Origin of the sequence: Sphingobacterium corticibacterium, from assembly GCF_004208525.1 — a bacterium.
In the GTDB taxonomy this organism is placed as follows: domain Bacteria; phylum Bacteroidota; class Bacteroidia; order Sphingobacteriales; family Sphingobacteriaceae; genus Sphingobacterium; species Sphingobacterium corticibacterium.
In genome coordinates, this window is record NZ_SGIT01000001.1 from 1,890,831 (window position 1) to 1,908,880 (window position 18,050).

19 protein-coding genes are annotated in these 18,050 nt (G+C 40.1%); 12 read left to right on the plus strand and 7 right to left on the minus strand.

Annotated features, from left to right (window positions below; all coding sequences use genetic code 11):
• The first annotated feature begins 52 nt into the window (after positions 1 to 52).
• The 3 genes from EWE74_RS08145 to EWE74_RS08155 are packed head-to-tail and all read left to right on the plus strand — an operon-like array spanning position 53 to position 2,754.
• The gene (locus tag EWE74_RS08145) at positions 53 to 997 is read left to right on the plus strand and encodes a malate dehydrogenase (RefSeq protein ID WP_130140971.1); all 945 of its coding nucleotides are present in this window, start codon (positions 53 to 55) and stop codon (positions 995 to 997) included.
• Between the two features lie 48 nt (positions 998 to 1,045).
• Positions 1,046 to 1,483, plus strand: coding sequence for a retropepsin-like aspartic protease (locus EWE74_RS08150; protein ID WP_130140972.1), 438 nt, complete (start codon positions 1,046 to 1,048; stop codon positions 1,481 to 1,483).
• Positions 1,484 to 1,491: 8 nt separating this feature from the next.
• Positions 1,492 to 2,754, plus strand: coding sequence for an acyloxyacyl hydrolase (locus EWE74_RS08155; RefSeq protein ID WP_130140973.1), 1,263 nt, complete (start codon positions 1,492 to 1,494; stop codon positions 2,752 to 2,754).
• Positions 2,755 to 2,764: 10 nt separating this feature from the next.
• Here the strand turns inward: EWE74_RS08155 and EWE74_RS08160 are convergent, their stop codons facing one another.
• Positions 2,765 to 3,988 (minus strand): MFS transporter, encoded by a 1,224-nt coding sequence (locus tag EWE74_RS08160; protein WP_130140974.1) that lies wholly within the window; start codon positions 3,986 to 3,988, stop codon positions 2,765 to 2,767.
• 124 nt (positions 3,989 to 4,112) lie between these two features.
• On the opposite strand from EWE74_RS08160, the gene fsa reads away from it, so the two are divergent.
• The 8 genes from fsa to EWE74_RS08200 all read left to right on the plus strand — a co-directional run bounded on the left by fsa (position 4,113) and on the right by EWE74_RS08200 (position 11,913).
• Positions 4,113 to 4,772, plus strand: a complete 660-nt coding sequence (fsa, locus tag EWE74_RS08165) for a fructose-6-phosphate aldolase (protein WP_130140975.1) — start codon at positions 4,113 to 4,115, stop codon at positions 4,770 to 4,772.
• Positions 4,773 to 4,944: 172 nt separating this feature from the next.
• Positions 4,945 to 7,041: a ribonucleoside triphosphate reductase gene (locus tag EWE74_RS08170; protein ID WP_130140976.1), complete on the plus strand. Its 2,097-nt coding sequence runs from the start codon at positions 4,945 to 4,947 to the stop codon at positions 7,039 to 7,041.
• Positions 7,042 to 7,046: 5 nt separating this feature from the next.
• Complete coding sequence (nrdD, locus tag EWE74_RS21430; protein WP_130140977.1) at positions 7,047 to 7,220, plus strand: anaerobic ribonucleoside-triphosphate reductase; 174 nt, start codon at positions 7,047 to 7,049, stop codon at positions 7,218 to 7,220.
• Positions 7,213 to 7,893: an anaerobic ribonucleoside-triphosphate reductase activating protein gene (locus EWE74_RS08180; RefSeq protein ID WP_130140978.1), complete on the plus strand. Its 681-nt coding sequence runs from the start codon at positions 7,213 to 7,215 to the stop codon at positions 7,891 to 7,893. Before nrdD ends, EWE74_RS08180 begins: the two co-directional genes overlap by 8 nt.
• A 76-nt stretch (positions 7,894 to 7,969) precedes the next feature.
• The gene (locus EWE74_RS08185; RefSeq protein WP_130141174.1) at positions 7,970 to 8,416 is read left to right on the plus strand and encodes a Fur family transcriptional regulator; all 447 of its coding nucleotides are present in this window, start codon (positions 7,970 to 7,972) and stop codon (positions 8,414 to 8,416) included.
• A gap of 513 nt (positions 8,417 to 8,929) precedes the next feature.
• Entirely contained in the window at positions 8,930 to 11,059 is a 2,130-nt protein-coding gene (rnr, locus tag EWE74_RS08190) for a ribonuclease R (RefSeq protein WP_130140979.1), read from the plus strand.
• Positions 11,060 to 11,134: 75 nt separating this feature from the next.
• Positions 11,135 to 11,521: a DoxX family protein gene (locus tag EWE74_RS08195; RefSeq protein ID WP_130140980.1), complete on the plus strand. Its 387-nt coding sequence runs from the start codon at positions 11,135 to 11,137 to the stop codon at positions 11,519 to 11,521.
• Positions 11,522 to 11,568: 47 nt separating this feature from the next.
• Positions 11,569 to 11,913, plus strand: coding sequence for a hypothetical protein (locus EWE74_RS08200; RefSeq protein ID WP_130140981.1), 345 nt, complete (start codon positions 11,569 to 11,571; stop codon positions 11,911 to 11,913).
• 15 nt (positions 11,914 to 11,928) lie between these two features.
• On the opposite strand, the gene EWE74_RS08205 is transcribed toward EWE74_RS08200, so the two are convergent.
• Positions 11,929 to 12,408, minus strand: a complete 480-nt coding sequence (locus tag EWE74_RS08205; protein WP_130140982.1) for a GNAT family N-acetyltransferase — start codon at positions 12,406 to 12,408, stop codon at positions 11,929 to 11,931.
• Positions 12,409 to 12,542: 134 nt separating this feature from the next.
• On the opposite strand from EWE74_RS08205, the gene EWE74_RS08210 reads away from it, so the two are divergent.
• Positions 12,543 to 13,142: an NAD(P)H-dependent oxidoreductase gene (locus EWE74_RS08210; protein ID WP_130140983.1), complete on the plus strand. Its 600-nt coding sequence runs from the start codon at positions 12,543 to 12,545 to the stop codon at positions 13,140 to 13,142.
• On the opposite strand, the gene EWE74_RS08215 is transcribed toward EWE74_RS08210, so the two are convergent.
• From EWE74_RS08215 to EWE74_RS08235, 5 genes are all read right to left on the minus strand, one after another.
• A complete protein-coding gene (locus EWE74_RS08215; RefSeq protein WP_130140984.1) occupies positions 13,143 to 14,348 on the minus strand; it encodes an NAD(P)/FAD-dependent oxidoreductase in 1,206 nt (401 codons plus the stop codon). It lies immediately after the preceding gene.
• 83 nt (positions 14,349 to 14,431) lie between these two features.
• Positions 14,432 to 15,178: a phosphate ABC transporter ATP-binding protein PstB gene (gene pstB, locus EWE74_RS08220; RefSeq protein WP_130140985.1), complete on the minus strand. Its 747-nt coding sequence runs from the start codon at positions 15,176 to 15,178 to the stop codon at positions 14,432 to 14,434.
• Positions 15,179 to 15,190: 12 nt separating this feature from the next.
• On the minus strand, positions 15,191 to 16,054 hold the full coding sequence (gene pstA / locus EWE74_RS08225) for a phosphate ABC transporter permease PstA (RefSeq protein WP_130140986.1): 864 nt from the start codon (positions 16,052 to 16,054) through the stop codon (positions 15,191 to 15,193).
• A complete protein-coding gene (gene pstC, locus EWE74_RS08230; RefSeq protein ID WP_130140987.1) occupies positions 16,044 to 16,934 on the minus strand; it encodes a phosphate ABC transporter permease subunit PstC in 891 nt (296 codons plus the stop codon). The genes pstA and pstC overlap by 11 nt, the downstream gene beginning before the upstream one ends.
• Positions 16,924 to 17,703: a substrate-binding domain-containing protein gene (locus EWE74_RS08235; protein ID WP_239018586.1), complete on the minus strand. Its 780-nt coding sequence runs from the start codon at positions 17,701 to 17,703 to the stop codon at positions 16,924 to 16,926. Before EWE74_RS08235 ends, pstC begins: the two co-directional genes overlap by 11 nt.
• Between the last annotated feature and the right edge of the window lie 347 nt (positions 17,704 to 18,050).

Below are 18,050 nucleotides of genomic sequence, written 5' to 3' on the forward strand. Positions count from 1 at the left end.
GTTTCGTACATTTATCTACATGTCATTCTATACCAACACAAAGGAGAAAAATATGCAGACTAAAATCACGGTTATTGGAGCTGGAGCTGTGGGTGCTACCACAGCCGACAACCTTGTACGAAGAAATATTGCAGAAGAAATTGTGCTCTTGGATATCAAAGAAGGTGTAGCAGAAGGCAAAGCACAAGATATGATGCAGACAGCCGCTCTTCTCGGATTTGATTCTACCATAAAAGGAGTCACCAACGATTATACACAAACGGCAGGTTCAACAGTGGCTGTTATTACTTCCGGTATTCCCAGAAAACCGGGAATGACACGTGAGGAACTTATCGGAACGAATGCCGATATTGTCAAGTCTGTTGTCGATAACTTGGTAAAACATTCACCCGATATCATTATTCTTATCGTGTCCAACCCCATGGATACAATGACTTATCTCGCATTAAAATCGAGCGGATTGCCTAAAAACCGAATTATAGGGATGGGCGGAGCCTTGGATTCCGCACGCTTCAAATACCAGATTTCCCAAAAGCTACAAGCTTCTGCAAACGATCTAAATGCCATTGTTATAGGTGGACACGGCGATACGACAATGATTCCTTTGATACATCAAGCTACGTGGAACAGTATTCCTGTAAATAGCTTCCTTACACCAGAAGAGCAAGACGATATCGTAAAAAAAACAATGGTGGGCGGAGCGACACTTACTGCTTTAATCGGTACTTCGGCCTGGTACGCGCCCGGAGCGGCAACAGCTGCCATGGTAGAAAGTATCGTACGTGATCAAAACAGGTTATTTACGGCGTCTGTATTCTTAGAGGGTGAATATGGCGAGGAAGACATTAATATTGGCGTGCCGGTCATTGTCAATAAAAAGGGTTGGGATCGCATCGTTCCATTGGAACTATCGGAAGAGGAGAAAGCCTTGTTTAAAAATAGCGCAAATGCCGTAAGAAATATGAACCAAGTATTGAAAGATAGTAATATCATATAACACGCTTTTTTGCATGGGTTTTATTTTTATATTTCCTAAGTTTAGCCCATGCAAAAAATTCCGTTAGAAATATTGGAGCTACAAGGTGATGGTTACCATATATTGATTGATGTTTGTTTATTTGACCAACCTTTTAAAATGGTGTTGGATACTGGGGCATCAAAAACCGTTCTCGATAAAACCACACTCCTGCAATCCGGTATTCCGGAAGAAAAAATAGAGAACACTAATATTATCTCGACCGGCTTAGGCACAAATTCTATGGAAAGTTTTATTCTCGAATTGCCTACTTTCGCAATAGGCAACTGGAAAATAAAAAAATTTATAACGGCAGTACTCGACCTGAGCGCAGTGAATTATGCCTATCAGCAAATGAATCTCCCTCCCGTTATCGGGGTATTGGGAGGAGATATTCTATTTTCCTATGCTGCTCGAATTGACTATCGGAAACAACTTTTGATCTTACGAGATCGAAAAGTAAGTTGAGCTAGTGTATGTTTATTGGTATAAAATCGGCGTTCCTCCAAGCATTATGTTCGTGCAGCCTTCTCCTTGCTGTTCCAATAGGCACATTAGCGTTCGGACTAGATACACTCTCGGTTGATACCGTGTATCAGCTGAATGGTGCCGGACGATTTGTCCACCATTTGGGACTCGAACTTCGCCCAGGCTATATATTACCGAATGTTCCTTTTTATTCCGGATTTAACAATCAACGAAAACCTATTCGAAATGCGTTATCTGGACACATAAAATACGCCTTTCGATTCCCAAATGGATCATTAGGAGATAGAATTTATGCACATACCTATCAAGGAATAGGCGTGTCATTTTATAACTTTGGTAACCGACGGGAATTAGGTAATCCTAAAACGGTATATTTTTTCCAACGTTCCAATATCACGCAACTAAGCCTAAACACAGCCCTAGATTATGAATGGAATTTTGGCTTATCTACTGGTTGGAAACCACATCATTTTGTACACAACCCTTATAATATCGCAATTGGTTCCAAAGCCAATGCCTATCTGAATGCAGGCCTATATGTGCGATGGAGATTAACACCACATACCGATCTGGCAACTGGTTTAGACTTTACGCATTTCTCAAATGGCAATACAAATTTTCCAAATGCAGGGCTCAATATGCTAGGGTTAAAAATGGGTATTTTATATGATTTTAAAAAACGAGAACCCTTCACAAAACATACCAAAATCCCTGACTCTTTACGCACATCGTATCCCAAACATATTAACTATGATTTAGTTCTTTTCGGCTCATGGCGTCGGAAAGGAGTCGACGTTATGGGGCAACCTGTCGCTTCACCACATCAATATCCTGTTTTAGGCATGTATTTTGGCCCAATGTACAATATAAGCTATAGGTTTCGAGCAGGCATTTCACTCGACGCGGTATACGATGGCAGTGCCAATGTTTACACCAAGAATTATTTCTCGGCTACCATGGAAGAAAAGTTCTTTAAACCATCTTTAGATAAACAGCTGGCCGTGGGCCTATCCGCGAGGGCTGAATATATCATGCCGATTTTTACCATCGGTGTCGGTTTGGGCGGCAATATAATGCACAAAGGTGGAGATCTTCGGGGTACTTATCAAACATTTGCACTGAAGATTGCAACTACCAAAAATTCATTCTTACATATTGGCTACAATCTAAAAGACTTTCACGAACCTAACTATTTGATGTTAGGTCTAGGTTATCGATTTAAAAATAAAGCACCATCGTTGCTGTATTGATGGAGACCTGTTATATTTTCTTGAACAATCGCCGGTGAATGTGTAACCGCAAATAGGTATAAAAACCTAACGCAATAATAATACCGGCTGTTCCCATCACATAGAGCGTACTCTTGATTCCAATATATTCGGCCATTGCTCCTACCAAGAGGGTTCCAATCGGCGCAACACCCTGAAAAGCCATCACATAATAGCCTATTACCCTAGCGCGATAGCTGGGAACTGCATGTGTCTGGATATACGTATTAATAGAAGAATTTTGCATCATCATAGCAAACGCAACTATCATAGTAAATAGTAAAGCAAGAGGTAGAATACGAGCAAATGCTAATAAACAAAGCGCTGCCCCCATTAAAAAAGCAGAAAATAACACGCGATATCGCAGATTTTCACCGGTTTTTAACCTTGCCATATTGATGGCTCCGATCATCGCACCAAAACCAGCGGCACTTTCAAACCAAGAGAACGTAGATTCATCCCCTCTAAAAAGATCCTTAGCCACTGCGGGCAATAGAGATGTGTAAGGGATAACCAACAAACTCGAAAACACCAATACAATAATCAATGATGCAATATGTGGTGAACGTCGCAAATAGCTGAACCCCTCTATAAGTGCTCGCCAATTGCTTTCCTTGATAAGCTTTGATGGATCTTCTTTCACACGCATCAGAAGCAAACATATAATAACAGGTACAAAACTGATAAAGTTGATGCCAAAACATACAAACTCGCCATATTTGGTTAATAAAATACCACCAATAGCAGGCCCCACCATCCTCGCGGCATTGAAGATGGAAGAATTTAATGCTATGGCATTGGGTAAATCTCGTTTATTATCTACGAGTGATATCATTAAGGATTGACGGCTAAGTACATCGAAAGCGTTGATGACACCCTGTATAAATCCCAACATAGAAAGGATAAAAACGGTCTGCAACTGCAGTCCTACGACCAAAGTCAACACACCAGCTTGTATCATTAACCCGATCTGCGTGAGAAAAACCAATTTGTATTTCTGATGTTTATCGACAAACGAACCGACAAAGGGAGAAAGAATCAAGGAAGGCAACAAGGCGATAAATTGTACGAAACCTAACCAAAAAACAGAGTTCGTCATTTCATAAACCATCCAACTAATAGCAATCCGCTGCATCCAAGTACCTAAAAGCGATATCGCCTGACCTATGACGTGTAATCGAAAATTAGGATAAGAAAGCGATCTGAATATATCCATTAACGGCAAAAAAATGTTTTGACTAAACCTTCCCAGATTGAGAATAATATAATTACTTTTGTAACATACTTAGGTATATTATGTTTTAAAATATTTTAAATCACTATAAACAATCTAATAAAACATGAAATTTTTTATCGATACCGCGAACTTAGCACAGATCAAAGAAGCACAGGATCTCGGTGTATTGGACGGCGTAACTACGAATCCCAGCCTTATGGCGAAAGAGGGCATCAGTGGCGAAGAGAATGTAATTAATCACTATAAAGCTATCTGCGATATTGTAGATGGCGATGTAAGTGCAGAAGTTATCTCTACCGACTATGACAATATCATCAAAGAAGGTGAGGCACTGGCTGCTTTAAACCCTAAAATTGTGGTGAAAGTTCCCATGATTAAAGATGGCGTTAAAGCTATCAAATATTTCAGCCAAAAAGGCATCAAAACCAATTGTACGCTTGTTTTCTCTGCAGGTCAGGCCTTATTAGCGGCAAAAGCAGGGGCAACATACGTATCTCCATTTGTTGGACGATTGGACGATATTTCTGTAGATGGTTTAGGATTGATCGAAGAAATCCGCCTTATTTATGACAATTACGGTTTTAAAACCGAAATCTTAGCGGCTTCCGTACGCCATAGTGCACATTTATTGGGATGCGCCAAGATTGGAGCGGATGTGATGACAGGGCCATTATCTGTTATCCTTTCTCTATTAAAGCATCCATTAACCGATAGTGGATTGGCACAATTTTTAGCCGACCACGCGAAAGCGGCAGGAAAATAAGAAGGATTTATTTCCGCAGAAAAAGCCTCTTCAGATATCATTTGGAGAGGCTTTTTTATTTTTTTAACGCTTTATGTTTCCGGTCATAAAACAACCCTAATTTCCATCTTAAATTTGTTTAGAAGCGCCGACTAAATAGAGGAGCTCCGCATTCTTAGACAAAACAACAGTTATGGAAAAATATGTGATCAAGCGAAATGGAGTTTATGCGCTCTTGGAAATCTATAAAATACAGGACGCTATCCAGAAAGGTTTTCAAAGCGTATCTTATCCTATCGATGATCGCGTATTCGAGCGGGTATTAACGAACTTGCGCGAACAAGAAGTATGGGCCGTCGAAGATATACAGAATATCATTGAAAGGCAGTTTTATGAGCTCGGCTATTTTGATGTCATGAAATCCTTCATGCTCTATAGGCATACACGCAAGTTGCAGCGGGAACACGTTGACCAGTTTAATGAGGATACGACTTATGTAGACAGCAGTCAAACTGTAGAAGAATACATCCGACAAAGAGATTGGCGCATTAACGCAAACGCGAACACCTCCTATTCCAATGCAGGCTTGATTAACAATACTGCGGGAAAAATTATTGCGAACTATTGGCTAGATAAAATTTATAATAAAGAGGAAGGCTATGCACACCGCAATGGTGACATCCATATTCATGATCTAGATTGCCTAACCGGCTATTGTGCAGGCTGGAGCCTGCGGGCACTACTTGATGAGGGGTTTAACGGTGTGCGGGGACGTGTGGAGAGCCGACCTCCCTCTCATTTTCGTGAAGCATTGGGGCAGATGGCGAATTTTCTCGGCATCCTCCAAAGTGAATGGGCGGGAGCACAGGCCTTTAGTTCTTTTGACACCTACCTCGCTCCTTATGTTTTTAAAGATCAACTGGCTTACCGTGATGTACTAAAAGCGGTACGCAGCTTTGTGTATAACCTCAACGTACCCGCACGGTGGGGACAATCGCCATTTACTAACATCACGTTGGATTGGAATGTGCCGGAAGATTTAAGAGAGCAGATCCCCACTAGAGCAGGACAACATCTTTTTGCGAATGTTCGGAGCCAACAACTCACCAATCTTGCCCAAAAACGTGGTGTGACACGTCTGGAAGATCTTTGTTACCGGCATTTTCAGACAGAAATGGACATGATCAATAAAGCGTACTATACTGTGATGACCGAAGGAGATGCCAATGGACAACCTTTCACCTTCCCTATCCCTACCGTTAACATCACGGAAGATTTTGATTGGCATAGCGAGAACGCCTATTTGCTTTTCGAAAATACAGCAAAGATCGGATCCTCCTATTTCCAAAATTTTATGGGTAGCCAATATATTATTGATGCCAATGGACAGAAAGTCGAGAACCCCGAAGCCTATAAGCCGAACGCCGTGCGCAGCATGTGCTGTCGTTTACAATTAGACCTACGCGAACTCCTCAGACGAGGAAACGGGCTATTCGGAAGTGCGGAGATGACGGGAAGCATTGGCGTAGTTACCATCAACATGGCAAGGTTAGGTTATCTCTATGCTCACCAGAAAGAGAAATTATATGAACGTCTTGATCAACTATTATTGGTAGCAAAGTCTACCTTAGAAAAAAAGCGAAAGTTTATCCAAGAGCTATATGATAACGGTTTATTTCCTTATACCAAACGCTATCTAAGCCATTTTCGTAACCATTTTTCGACCATTGGTGTCAATGGTATGAACGAAATGATCCGTAATTTTAGTGGCGACGGCGAGAATATCGTGAGCGATTGGGGAATAGCTTTTGCTTCCGATCTCCTGGAACATATACGTCGGCGCCTTCGCTTATTTCAAGAAGAGACCGGAAATCTTTATAACTTGGAAGCCACTCCTGCTGAAGGGACAACCTATCGCTTCGCAAAGGAAGATAAAAAAAGATTTCCAGCGATTCTTCAAGCCGGAGCAGGTAAACATATCTATTATACGAACAGCTCCCAAATTCCAGTGGACTATACAGAAGATCCCTTTGAAGCCCTTCTACTACAGGACCAGCTCCAATGTAAATACACGGGGGGTACGGTACTCCACCTCTACATGAACGAACGCATCAGCTCGCCGGAAGCGTGTCGAGCGTTTGTACATACCGTAATTTCTAACTTCAAACTTCCGTACATCACGGTTACACCAGTATTCAGCATCTGTCCGGTACACGGCTACCTTACAGGTGAACACGAATATTGTCCACAATGCGATGACATGATTATTTCTAACCATCAACATATATAATACACATGACACACAACACCGAAAAAGAATTGTTGATTTTGCAGCAAAACCAACAAAAACGCAGTAAATGCCTAGTCTATACCCGCGTTATGGGATATCACAGACCAGTTGAAAGCTTTAACATTGGTAAAAAAGGAGAGCATCGTCAGCGCAAGCATTTTAAAGAGCAGCATGATTAAACCCATTTACAGTATTACACCTTTCACATTACTGGATTATCCAGATCATCCAGCCTGCATTCTTTGGTTTGCAGGCTGCAATATGCGTTGCCTGTACTGCTATAATCCGGATATCGTCTTGGGAAAGGGTAAACTCTCTGTTGAAAATGCCCGGGATTTTCTGCAATCTCGTAAATCGTTATTACAAGGAGTCGTCTTCAGCGGTGGCGAATGTACCCTACATCCCAGCTTAATACCACTTGCCCGCATAGCTAAAGAACTGGGCTATCGGATAAAAGTGGACACCAATGGTAGCCAACCCTATATTCTAGAACAATTGTGGCAAGAGGGTTTGCTTGATTATGTCGCGCTAGACTTCAAAGGAATTGGCCAAAAGCATCGTAATATTACCTTATCCGATACGTTTGCTTCCTTTGCAAACAGCTTGACAGTTTTACAAAAAAAAGCTATTCCTTTTGAAGTGCGGACCACCTGGCATGCCAATCTGCTATCTGTTGAAGATATGGATACTATGGTGACCTATCTAGAACAACAAGGATATGAAGGAAAATACTTCATTCAATATTTTAGGAATGGTGTTAAAACACTATCTCCACTTCCATACACAAACAGCCGTCTCGATCCTATTCGATTGTCCACCGAGAAGATTAAAGTCGAAATCCGTACAACATAACGGTAGAAATCGGATATCCTATCTCCCGTCGGATAAACGATAGGTGTTAAAAAAAATCCGTAAATTTACACCTATCATGACGAATGAAAAAACAGAAAAAAACAAAGACTTCACGGAACTTCTACGGGAAAATGGGTTAAAAGTAACCTCCCCAAGATTGCGTGTTTTAGAAGAAATAACGCACAAAGAAGCAGCCATATCCCAACCGGACTTAGAAAAAATAGTGGGAAAGGACATTGATCGAGTAACCCTATATCGCATTTTATCGAGCTTCGAAGAAAAGGGAATTGTACATAAAATCTTTGATTTAAATGGGACAGCCACCTATGCAATGTGTAGTTCCAACTGTACCGAAAACCATCATCACGACCAACATGTTCACTTCATTTGTTCTATCTGCAACAGTGTATATTGCCTTAACGAAGTAAGCCTTCCGAAGATTACTTTACCGCCCCATTTTGCACTACATTCTCTTGCGATAAATGCTGTCGGATTGTGTGCAAATTGCCAAAAAGAGAACTAAATATTCTTGCGAAATACATTTTTTAAGCAAACTGCTTTCTGCATTCAGAAAGCATTTTTTTATCAAAAAACACCAATTAAAACCCTAAAAATAATTTTCATAAATTTTAACAAAAAATACATAAAACACTCATTTCAAAATATTTACAACAGATAAATGAAATTAAAAATACAACTAAATATATTTATTCAGCGCCTCAAAAAATCGACTTTCTTACACCAATCCTCATCTATTTACTAGAAAACAGTCATCATATAAACTATTATTTATCAAAAGAAATAATAAAAACAACATAATCAACATATTAACAAAGGTAAAATAAACTATAAAAACACTTTCATAAAAATGAAACAAACACTTATTTTTTTGGCAGACGTAAAGAACATTTTTTATGTATCTTAGTTTATATAAATAAAACATTGGCGCTCGCTCCATTGGAAGGCGGGTATCTTCTTCCCTCTTGCCAAATTCCAACAATAGGAAGAGTAGGTATCAAGCCATAATTTGAAACATATGAGACAAAAAAAAGAGAACACATACAAAGAAGTTCTAACACACCTTATCGTAGATATATTTGAAAAATCAAACAACACCCCTTCTAACTATAAACAGGTAGCCGCCAAACTCAACCTTAGCGATACAGAATCAAAAAATGCGATTGCGGAGATTCTTTCTGACGAATCCAAATCCGGCAAATTCCTGCAAGTAGAACGAGGCAAGTTTAAGTTACGTCAGTTGAATGTTTACATCCAAGGCAAGGTTGATATGACAGCTGATGGTTCGGCCTATATTGTTCCAGAAGATGAACTTGAAAATGACATCCATATTGCTCCTCGGAAACTGAGGCAAGCGCTCCATAATGACATCGTCAAAGTACACGTTTACGAACGTAGAAAAGGTCGGAAGCGAGAAGGGGAAGTCGTGGAGATTATCCAACGCGCGAAAACGGATTTTACCGGTACGATAGACATCGCTAAATCATATGCATTTTTCCTCCCCGACGACAGAAAGATGATTCATGATATATTCGTTCCGCTAGACAATTTAAACGGGGCACAACATGGAGAAAAAGTCGTTGTCTCTATTATCGAGTGGCCGAAGAATGCTAAAAATCCGATCGGAAAGGTCAAAAGCATTTTAGGTAAAAAAGGAGAGAACGATACGGAAATGAATGCTATCCTTGCGGATTTCGGCTTTCCATTATCTTTTCCTCCCGCGGTGGAAGCGGAGGCAAATGCCATTCCAGAGCAAATACCCACTGACGAGATAAAGAAAAGGCGTGATTTTCGTGATATACTTACGTTCACGATAGACCCTTTTGACGCAAAGGATTTTGATGATGCTATTTCATTCCAAACGCTGGATAATGGAAATTACGAAGTGGGAATACATATTGCCGATGTTTCCCATTATGTACACCCAGATTCGTTATTAGATAAGGAAGCTTTTGAACGGGGTACTTCCGTATATTTGGTTGATCGTGTTATCCCCATGCTTCCTGAACGTTTGTCAAATGGTGTCTGTTCATTGCGACCACATGAGGACAAGCTGTGCTTTTCGGCTGTATTCGAAATGAACGACAAAGCAACTATCTTAGACCAATGGTTCGGCCGTACGGTCATCAAATCCAATCGCCGTTTTAGCTATGAGGAAGCGCAAGACGTTATTGAAACAAAACAAGGAGACCACGCACCCGAAATCCTTAAACTGAACGAACTCGCCCACATCTTACGAGAGCGTAAGTTTAAAAATGGGGCCATCAGCTTCGAAAGTGAAGAGGTAAAATTCCACTTGGATGAAAAAGGGAAGCCCTTAGGTGTTTATACCAAGGAGCGGAAGGACGCTCATAAGCTTATAGAAGATTTTATGTTGCTTGCCAACCGAAAGGTTGCCGAATATATCGGAAAGCAGGGAAAAGGCAAAAATAAGCTGACGTTCGTCTATCGGTTCCATGATACCCCGAACCCAGAAACGTTGACGACTTTTTCACAATTTGCTTTGCGATTTGGACACAAACTCACGATCAAAACCGATAAAGAGGCCGCTAAATCATTAAACGCCCTCCTGACAAAAATCGAGGGAGAGCGAGAGCAGAACCTGTTAACGACACTGGCCATCCGTTCTATGGCAAAAGCTATTTATACCACCAAAAGCACGAGCCATTATGGACTTGCTTTCGATTATTATACCCATTTCACCTCCCCTATCCGTCGTTATCCCGATGTGATGGTACACCGATTGTTACAATTCTATTTAGACGGTGGCAAGAAAATCAACGCGGAGCATTATGAAAAAATGGCGGAGCATTCCTCGCAAATGGAAAAAAGAGCTGCTGAAGCCGAACGTGCCTCTATTAAATACAAGCAAGCCGAGTTTCTGGAAGACCAGATTGGCGTAGAATACACCGGGATCGTATCAGGCGTCACGGAATGGGGTATGTATGTAGAAATCCAGGAAAATAAATGCGAAGGCATGGTACGGCTACGGGATATTACGGACGATTTCTATACACTGGACGAAAAAAACTATGCTATCATCGGCCAACGGAAGAAAAAGAAGTATCAATTGGGTGACGAGGTACGCATCAAAGTAAAGAAGGTAGATCTGGAAAAAAGACAGATTGATTTTACGTTAGTATCATAAAGGAAGCGGTTATTTCTTGCCCTATGCAAAGTATTATTCCCCAAATTGCTTTTAGCTTAGCAGAAAAAGAATAATATGAAAAGAGATAAAATCATCTTTTGGTCGGCAACAATTTTTATTTTCTTGTTTGAAGCTGTTATGCCCCTTAGTTCAGTCATTTTTGTCCCCGATCAATTCAATGTCGGTACAAAACCGTTAGGGTATCCTGATTATTTCGCATACGCACTTATGGTCTGTAAAGTATTGGGAGCAACTGCGCTGGTTATTCCTAGTTTACACCCCAAAATAAGAGAATGGGCATATGCAGGCCTGACTTTTAATTTAATTTTTGCCGCCCTAAGCCATATAGTAGTAGATGGTAACATCGGCTTCATTTTATTGCCGATTATCATCGGAGCTATACTTGCAGTTTCTTATATCTATAATCAAAAGGTAAATCGTCATTTAATCGCACAACTATGATGTAGCAAAAAAAGATATTATACGTTTAGTTTAGAAACCCATATAATATGAAAAGATGCTATCTATTTTTAACAGCTATTTTACTGATAGTTACCGCCTGTACAAAAGATGAAGCTCCAACCGACACTTCGGAATGTGTTGTACGTATGAAAGAATTGTATAAAGCAGAATTAAAATGTACAAAAAAAGATGCTATGGAAGTAAATCTATATTCTGGTTTATATAAAAATGAGCTAGTCTATTTTACGATGACCATGTGCCCCAACTGCAACACCGTTCCGCCCTCTTCCGGCTACACCTGCGGAAATAAAAAGGTAGATTTTAATAATTTTGGCAATGTCAGTGATATAAAACAAGTGTATAATAGTTGTACAAAAGAATTTACGGAATAATATATTTTCTACCGATTATCTGCAAAGAATAAATTTTTCTGTAGGAATGTCGTTTTCCTCTCCTATAAAACAGCTTTTGAATCCAAATTTTTCTAAAAGTCGTTTCGAGGCAACATTATCGGGGTCTATAACCCCGATAATATTATCTTTAGGTGCTATTTCTGCAGATTTTCCCAAAAGTTTTTTACATATTTTTGTTCCGAAGCCCTTTCTCCAATAGGCATATTTCAAAAGATATCCTATTTCTAACATCGAACGGTCGTATTTGTATCTTACAAGTTTACAATCTCCAATCAGTCCATGATTATGATCTATAACTTTAAAATATCCCAATAAGTTCTCCTCTTCGTTAATCTGCATGATAGAAGTGAATTTTTCTCTTGCTTGTTTTTTCGACATCCCGTTTCCGGTAATGTATTTCATGACCTGATCATCCGCCACTATAGAATAATAGTCGTCAAAATCTTTTCTCGTGTATTTTAGAAGCTGAAGCATATAGAACTTTTATCAAAGTAAAATTATATATAATTTAGAAATTACATTATTCGAACATTCGAAACTCCGATTCTAAACTATAGAATATTTAGTTTTGCAATTGTAAAAAATAAAGAACAAGCAAATTTCAAGATATGCATTTTTTAGATATTGCCAAAAACAGATATAGCACAAAAAAATATAATCCAAACGAGAAATTATCAGAAGATATCGTTCAACAATTAACGCAAATCTTGCGGTTAAGCCCTTCCTCCATCAATAGTCAGCCGTGGAAATTTACGATTATCTCCGATACAAAAGTCAAAAGTGAGCTAGCAGCCGTATCCTACCACAATTTGGAAAAAATCAATCAGGCGAGTCATTTGGTTGTATTCAGTGCAATTGACAACGTAGAAAAATTTGAGAACGAGAACCTCTCGCAATTACCAGAAGCTGCGGTAAATTATTATCACCAACTCGTAAAACCACTAGGCGAAGCCGGCATCAGAAATTGGATGCAGCACCAAGTTTACCTTTCGTTGGGCTTTTTCCTAGCAGGCTGCGCAAGCATGGGCATTGATTCAACACCTATGGAAGGCATCCAACCGGACAAGTACAACGAAATATTGAAATATGATGGATATACGGCGTTATTCGCGGCTGCGATAGGTCATAGAGATGTAGCAGATTTTAACCAGCCTACGCTCAAACCAAAATTCCGACGACCGTTAGAAGAGGTAATAGATCATATGTAATTACCTCCCAAAAGCGAAATAAGCTGTCAATGCATGCTTCTTCCCTTTCAGCCAATTGGAGACCATCTCCATTCCTGTAATAGAAAAAGTAATACCATTGCCACCAAATCCTAACACGAAATAAGAATTTTTAAAATCTGGATGAACACCGATATAAGGTAACCCGTCCTTGGTTTGACCAAAAGTACCTGCCCATGCAAAATCCGTATAAAAAGGGACATGAGGCAAGTATTTTTCAAATGATTTGCGTAGTTTCTGCCCTTTTTGAGCTATTAATGCATCCCGTTTTGAGGGATTCCGAAATTCCTCATCTTCACCGCCTATAAGCATTCTGTCATCATCCGTCGTCCGCATATAATGATAAGGCGCCGCGGTATTCCATAACAATAGATCCTGATAACGTTTACTTTCCTTCGGCATCATCTCCGAAACGATGGCATACGTACTGATAAGATCAACAAACTTCTCCTTGATCATGGTTGCACTTTCATACCCTACACAGTACACTATCCTTTTACATTTGATTTTGATTCCCGTCGCTAGAACTATCTCATTATGGCGGGCATGATGTTTTACCATAGCGAGCTCTGTTTTATCGTATACTTCCAGGCCCTTTTTTGTATTATAGCTTAGAAGCTCGTGAACAAATAAGAAGGCATCTATGCTAGCCCCTTGTTTAGATAATATTCCTCCGTAAGCTTTTTGTAAACTATAGTTTTTGCATATGTCACTCTCCGTCATCCATTGCACGTCAAACCCCACTTTCTTTCGGGCTTCAAATTCCTGGGTTAGCCACGCCACATCCTTTTTTAATGCTGCAAAATAAAGTGAATCCTTCTTTATAAAGCCTGCTTTGGATTTTATTTTATGCGCGATTTCGCCCAGTTGGTCTATAGCACGAGAACATGCTTTGTAGCTCGCGACAGCACCTTTTGGGCCAACCATTTCAATTAGTTTGTACAAAGGTGTATCAATTTCATATTGGAGCATGGAAGTTGTGGCAGATGAGCTTCCATTTGCAATTTCTCGCTTATCAATCATCACTGTCCTAAAACCATCCTGTACGCATTGATGGGCAATCAAACTACCCGTTATTCCTCCACCAACAACCAAAACATCACATGAAATATTTTCCTTTAACGATGGGTAACTTTTGATCACACCATTTTTAATTAGCCAGAATGGCTCATTAGATTTTAAGTCCATTACTATCGATTTATAACCTATAACAAAATTATAAATCAATAGTTTGAGGGGTGTTTCTGTACAAATGTTAAGCCGAGTCTAATCTATCCAAACTGACCATGAATATAATTGGCCGTCATTTCATTTTCCGGAGATCCAAAAATCTTCTGGGTAGGCCCTTCTTCTTTGATTTCTCCTAGATACAAGAATACGGTTTTGTCTGCTATACGCTGTGCTTGCTGCATATTGTGCGTCACAATCACAATGGTATATTTCTTTTTGAGGTATACAATCAATTCTTCAATTTTCAACGTACTGACAGGGTCAAGTGCTGAACAGGGTTCATCCATAAGAATCACTTCCGGTCTTAAAGCCACAGCTCTGGCAATACATAAACGCTGTTGTTGCCCTCCGGATAGACGCGTGGCAGGCATTTTCAAATCATTTTTAACTTCCTCCCATAGAAAAGCTTCCCGCAAGGCTTTCTCCACAATAGATTTGTCACACGGAAGGTTATTGATACGCAATCCATAGGCAATATTCTCATAGATACTTTTGGGAAAAGGATTCGCTTTCTGAAAAACCATACCGATCCGCTTACGGATTTGTGTAACCGGAACGGATTTGGCGTATAGATCAAGATCCTCCAACTGCAGTGTGCCTGTTATTTTGGCATCAGGGGAGAGATCATGCATCCTGTTAAAAGAACGCAGTAAAGTACTCTTTCCACAGCCTGAAGGACCAATTAGTGCGGTTATTTCATGTTCTACAAATTGAATATCGATATTTTTCAGCACCTCTTTGGCCCCGAAACTTATATTAAGATTTTTAGCAGATAACTTCGTTTTCATATTCATACTATTTTACATCTCCGTTGCATTTTTTCTATACTTAAAACGGATATAGAAGGCTGTTAAATTCATAAAAAACACAACAATAATTAATACTAGTGCTGTTCCATAGGCGATAGGCCTTACCTCCTCAATGGATTGATGCTGTGTGGAAAGCATGTAGAGATGATAGGGTAATGCCATAAATTCTTGGTTCAAATATCCACTAGAGCTATTGATATAGAATGCCGCGCCCGTAAAAAGGATCGGCGCAGTTTCTCCCGCAGCTCGCGACAGCGTAAGTACGACGCCGGTCAGTATGCCTGGCATAGCAGAAGGCAATACCACATCTTTAATCGTTTCAAATTTTGTTGCACCCACAGCCAATGCAGCTTCGCGCGTACTATTCGGGATGCGCATCAACGCTTCCTCCGTCGTAGTAATAATATAAGGTAAGGAAAGCAACCCCAATGTAAGCCCCGCAGCAAGCAACGAGGTTCCCAATTGGAGCGCCTGCACAAATAAGGCTAATCCAAATAACCCATAAATGATAGACGGAACACCCGAAAGATTACGGATAGAAGCCCGGATTGTCCGTGTTAACCAGTTATCTTCCGCATATTCGTTGAGATATATAGCACAACACACACCAAACGGAATGGCGAACAACGCCGTAAGAATAGTTAACATGACCGTACCGATAATAGGTGTCAAAATTCCGCCTTTAGTCATCCCTTCACTAGGAACCTTCGTAACAAAATCCCAAGACAATTGCCCCGCTCCTTTGGAAACAATTTCCCAAATGACAACGATCAAAAAGAAGCACACCAAGACGGTGCTTATCAATAATGTCCCCCATTCTATGACGGTGGATAGTTTAGACGATTTAAACAGCATGGTATTTCCTAAAACGGTTAATAAAATATTCGCCCAACATATTCGCGGCCAATGTCATTAAAAATAACACGGTAGCGATAGCGTAAAGGGCAAAATAATGTGTGGTTTGATACGGAACCTCTCCCATTTCTATGGCGATTGTTGCTGTCATGGTCTTGACAGAGTCGAACATACTCGTCGGTAAAATAGAGGCATTTCCAGTTGCCATCAAAACGGTCATGGTCTCCCCAATAGCTCTACCGACACCCAACATGATAGCAGCAATGATGCCCGGTGCAGCTGCCGGAATAATTACTTTACGCAGGGTTTGCCATTTGGTCGCTCCTACTGCGTAACTTGCTTCTTTGTATGTTTTCGGAACAGCGTGTATAGCGTCTTCCGCTATCGTGATAATGGTAGGCAGCGCCATAACGGCCAGCAAAATAGCACCATTTAACGCATTCAAACCGTTAGAAAGATCAGCTAAGTTTGCAATACCCGGACTGACGACAACAATGCCTAAGAAACCAATGACAACAGAAGGAACTGCCGCCAGCATTTCAATAGCAGGTTTCAACAAATTTTTTACACGTGGCGAGGCGTATTCTGCAATATAAGCAGCCGTACCTATTCCAAGCGGAATAGCAATCAACATTGCACCAAAGGTTACGATCGTTGTACTCATCACTAAAGGCAACATGCCATACTTTGGAATTGCTGCTGTCGGGCTCCATTCCATACCAGTAATGAAGTCTAACGGTTTTACATCCATAAAAAACGAAAAGGAGTTGTAGACCAACATAGCCAAAATCCCCCCTAATAGCGCCAAAACTAAAAGTCCAGTTCCTTTAAACACTACCTTGAAAAGAATATCTAGGGATAAACGGGTTCTATATTTCATCCTGTTGATTATTTAATATATAATATCCATGATCTTCGATGAGCTTTCTACCTGTGGCGCTCCTTTCAAATGCAATAAACGGACGAACCTTCTCCCAAGATTCTGCCAATACGAATTGGTATAACGGGCGTTGAAAAAAATAGATCCGCTGATTAATCGCCTCATCATCTAATGGCGAAATAGCCTTTTCTCCTTCTTTTTCAATGATCTTTAATACTTTGATACCCTGAGACACAGGGTCGTCAGCGACATAGCCTGCTCCTACATATCCGATTCCTGTCCTATCAGCTTTAACACCCTCGATAATTTGTGCATTCCCGGTCATTTCTTTAGCTGCATTCGAAAATTCGATAGCCAGCTTCTTCTTGATAAATGAGTGCGTACCTGAACTACTCTGACGGCCATAAATGTTAATCGGATAATTTGCATCAATCAATTCGGACCAGTTTGTAATATTACCACTTAAAATTTTGCCTAACACTTCTACCGTTACTTCTTCTATTGGCAGATCTTTGTGAACGACGAAAGCAGTAGCGTCTTCCGCAAAAATGACGGTCTTGAGCATAATATTTTTTTCGCTGAATTGTCGCTGCTCCTCTTCGGAAAGTGGTCTGGAAGAATTCGCAATATCTGCCTGCCCGTTTAAAAGAGAGGTTATACCCAGTCCTGATCCACCGCCGGAAATGGCAATACTAAAATTAGGATCTTGTTCCGTGAACTTCTCAGCAAGGTTAACCGCAAGATTAACCTCCGTGTCTGAACCTTTCATTTTTATAGCGTTGCTGCCATTACTGCACGAAATACATAGCCCTATGACAACGAACCCTACCAGTGAAAACAATTTTATTGGCATCTGTTTCATCGGTACAAAAATGAATAACAGATATTAACAAATTGTTAACTCTATATTACCGTGTTATCTTATTTTGTATTTAATGTATAGATTATGTAAAAATTATGTTAAGGATCACTAGTTTTTCGAGGTGCCGGCATAAAAAAGCTATCGTTATATACAATGGTAGTTTATTCTTATACGAAGTCTCTTTAAGTGTATAAAAAAACCGACCTATGTAAATCTTTTGTATGATGAATCAAACAAAAAATTTGCAGAACTTC

Coding starts and splice junctions, on each gene's coding strand:
- pstA (WP_130140986.1), bottom strand. CDS start 16,054: ATGCTGTTTAAATCGTCTAAACTATCCACCGTCATAGAATGGGGGACA.
- EWE74_RS08180 (WP_130140978.1), top strand. CDS start 7,213: ATGATTAAACCCATTTACAGTATTACACCTTTCACATTACTGGATTAT.
- rnr (WP_130140979.1), top strand. CDS start 8,930: ATGAGACAAAAAAAAGAGAACACATACAAAGAAGTTCTAACACACCTT.
- EWE74_RS08205 (WP_130140982.1), bottom strand. CDS start 12,408: ATGCTTCAGCTTCTAAAATACACGAGAAAAGATTTTGACGACTATTAT.
- EWE74_RS08185 (WP_130141174.1), top strand. CDS start 7,970: ATGACGAATGAAAAAACAGAAAAAAACAAAGACTTCACGGAACTTCTA.
- EWE74_RS08170 (WP_130140976.1), top strand. CDS start 4,945: ATGGAAAAATATGTGATCAAGCGAAATGGAGTTTATGCGCTCTTGGAA.
- EWE74_RS08155 (WP_130140973.1), top strand. CDS start 1,492: ATGTTTATTGGTATAAAATCGGCGTTCCTCCAAGCATTATGTTCGTGC.
- nrdD (WP_130140977.1), top strand. CDS start 7,047: ATGACACACAACACCGAAAAAGAATTGTTGATTTTGCAGCAAAACCAA.
- EWE74_RS08195 (WP_130140980.1), top strand. CDS start 11,135: ATGAAAAGAGATAAAATCATCTTTTGGTCGGCAACAATTTTTATTTTC.
- fsa (WP_130140975.1), top strand. CDS start 4,113: ATGAAATTTTTTATCGATACCGCGAACTTAGCACAGATCAAAGAAGCA.
- EWE74_RS08210 (WP_130140983.1), top strand. CDS start 12,543: ATGCATTTTTTAGATATTGCCAAAAACAGATATAGCACAAAAAAATAT.
- EWE74_RS08235 (WP_239018586.1), bottom strand. CDS start 17,703: ATGAAAGGTTCAGACACGGAGGTTAATCTTGCGGTTAACCTTGCTGAG.
- pstB (WP_130140985.1), bottom strand. CDS start 15,178: ATGAAAACGAAGTTATCTGCTAAAAATCTTAATATAAGTTTCGGGGCC.
- EWE74_RS08150 (WP_130140972.1), top strand. CDS start 1,046: ATGCAAAAAATTCCGTTAGAAATATTGGAGCTACAAGGTGATGGTTAC.
- EWE74_RS08160 (WP_130140974.1), bottom strand. CDS start 3,988: ATGGATATATTCAGATCGCTTTCTTATCCTAATTTTCGATTACACGTC.
- pstC (WP_130140987.1), bottom strand. CDS start 16,934: ATGAAATATAGAACCCGTTTATCCCTAGATATTCTTTTCAAGGTAGTG.
- EWE74_RS08215 (WP_130140984.1), bottom strand. CDS start 14,348: ATGGACTTAAAATCTAATGAGCCATTCTGGCTAATTAAAAATGGTGTG.
- EWE74_RS08200 (WP_130140981.1), top strand. CDS start 11,569: ATGAAAAGATGCTATCTATTTTTAACAGCTATTTTACTGATAGTTACC.
- EWE74_RS08145 (WP_130140971.1), top strand. CDS start 53: ATGCAGACTAAAATCACGGTTATTGGAGCTGGAGCTGTGGGTGCTACC.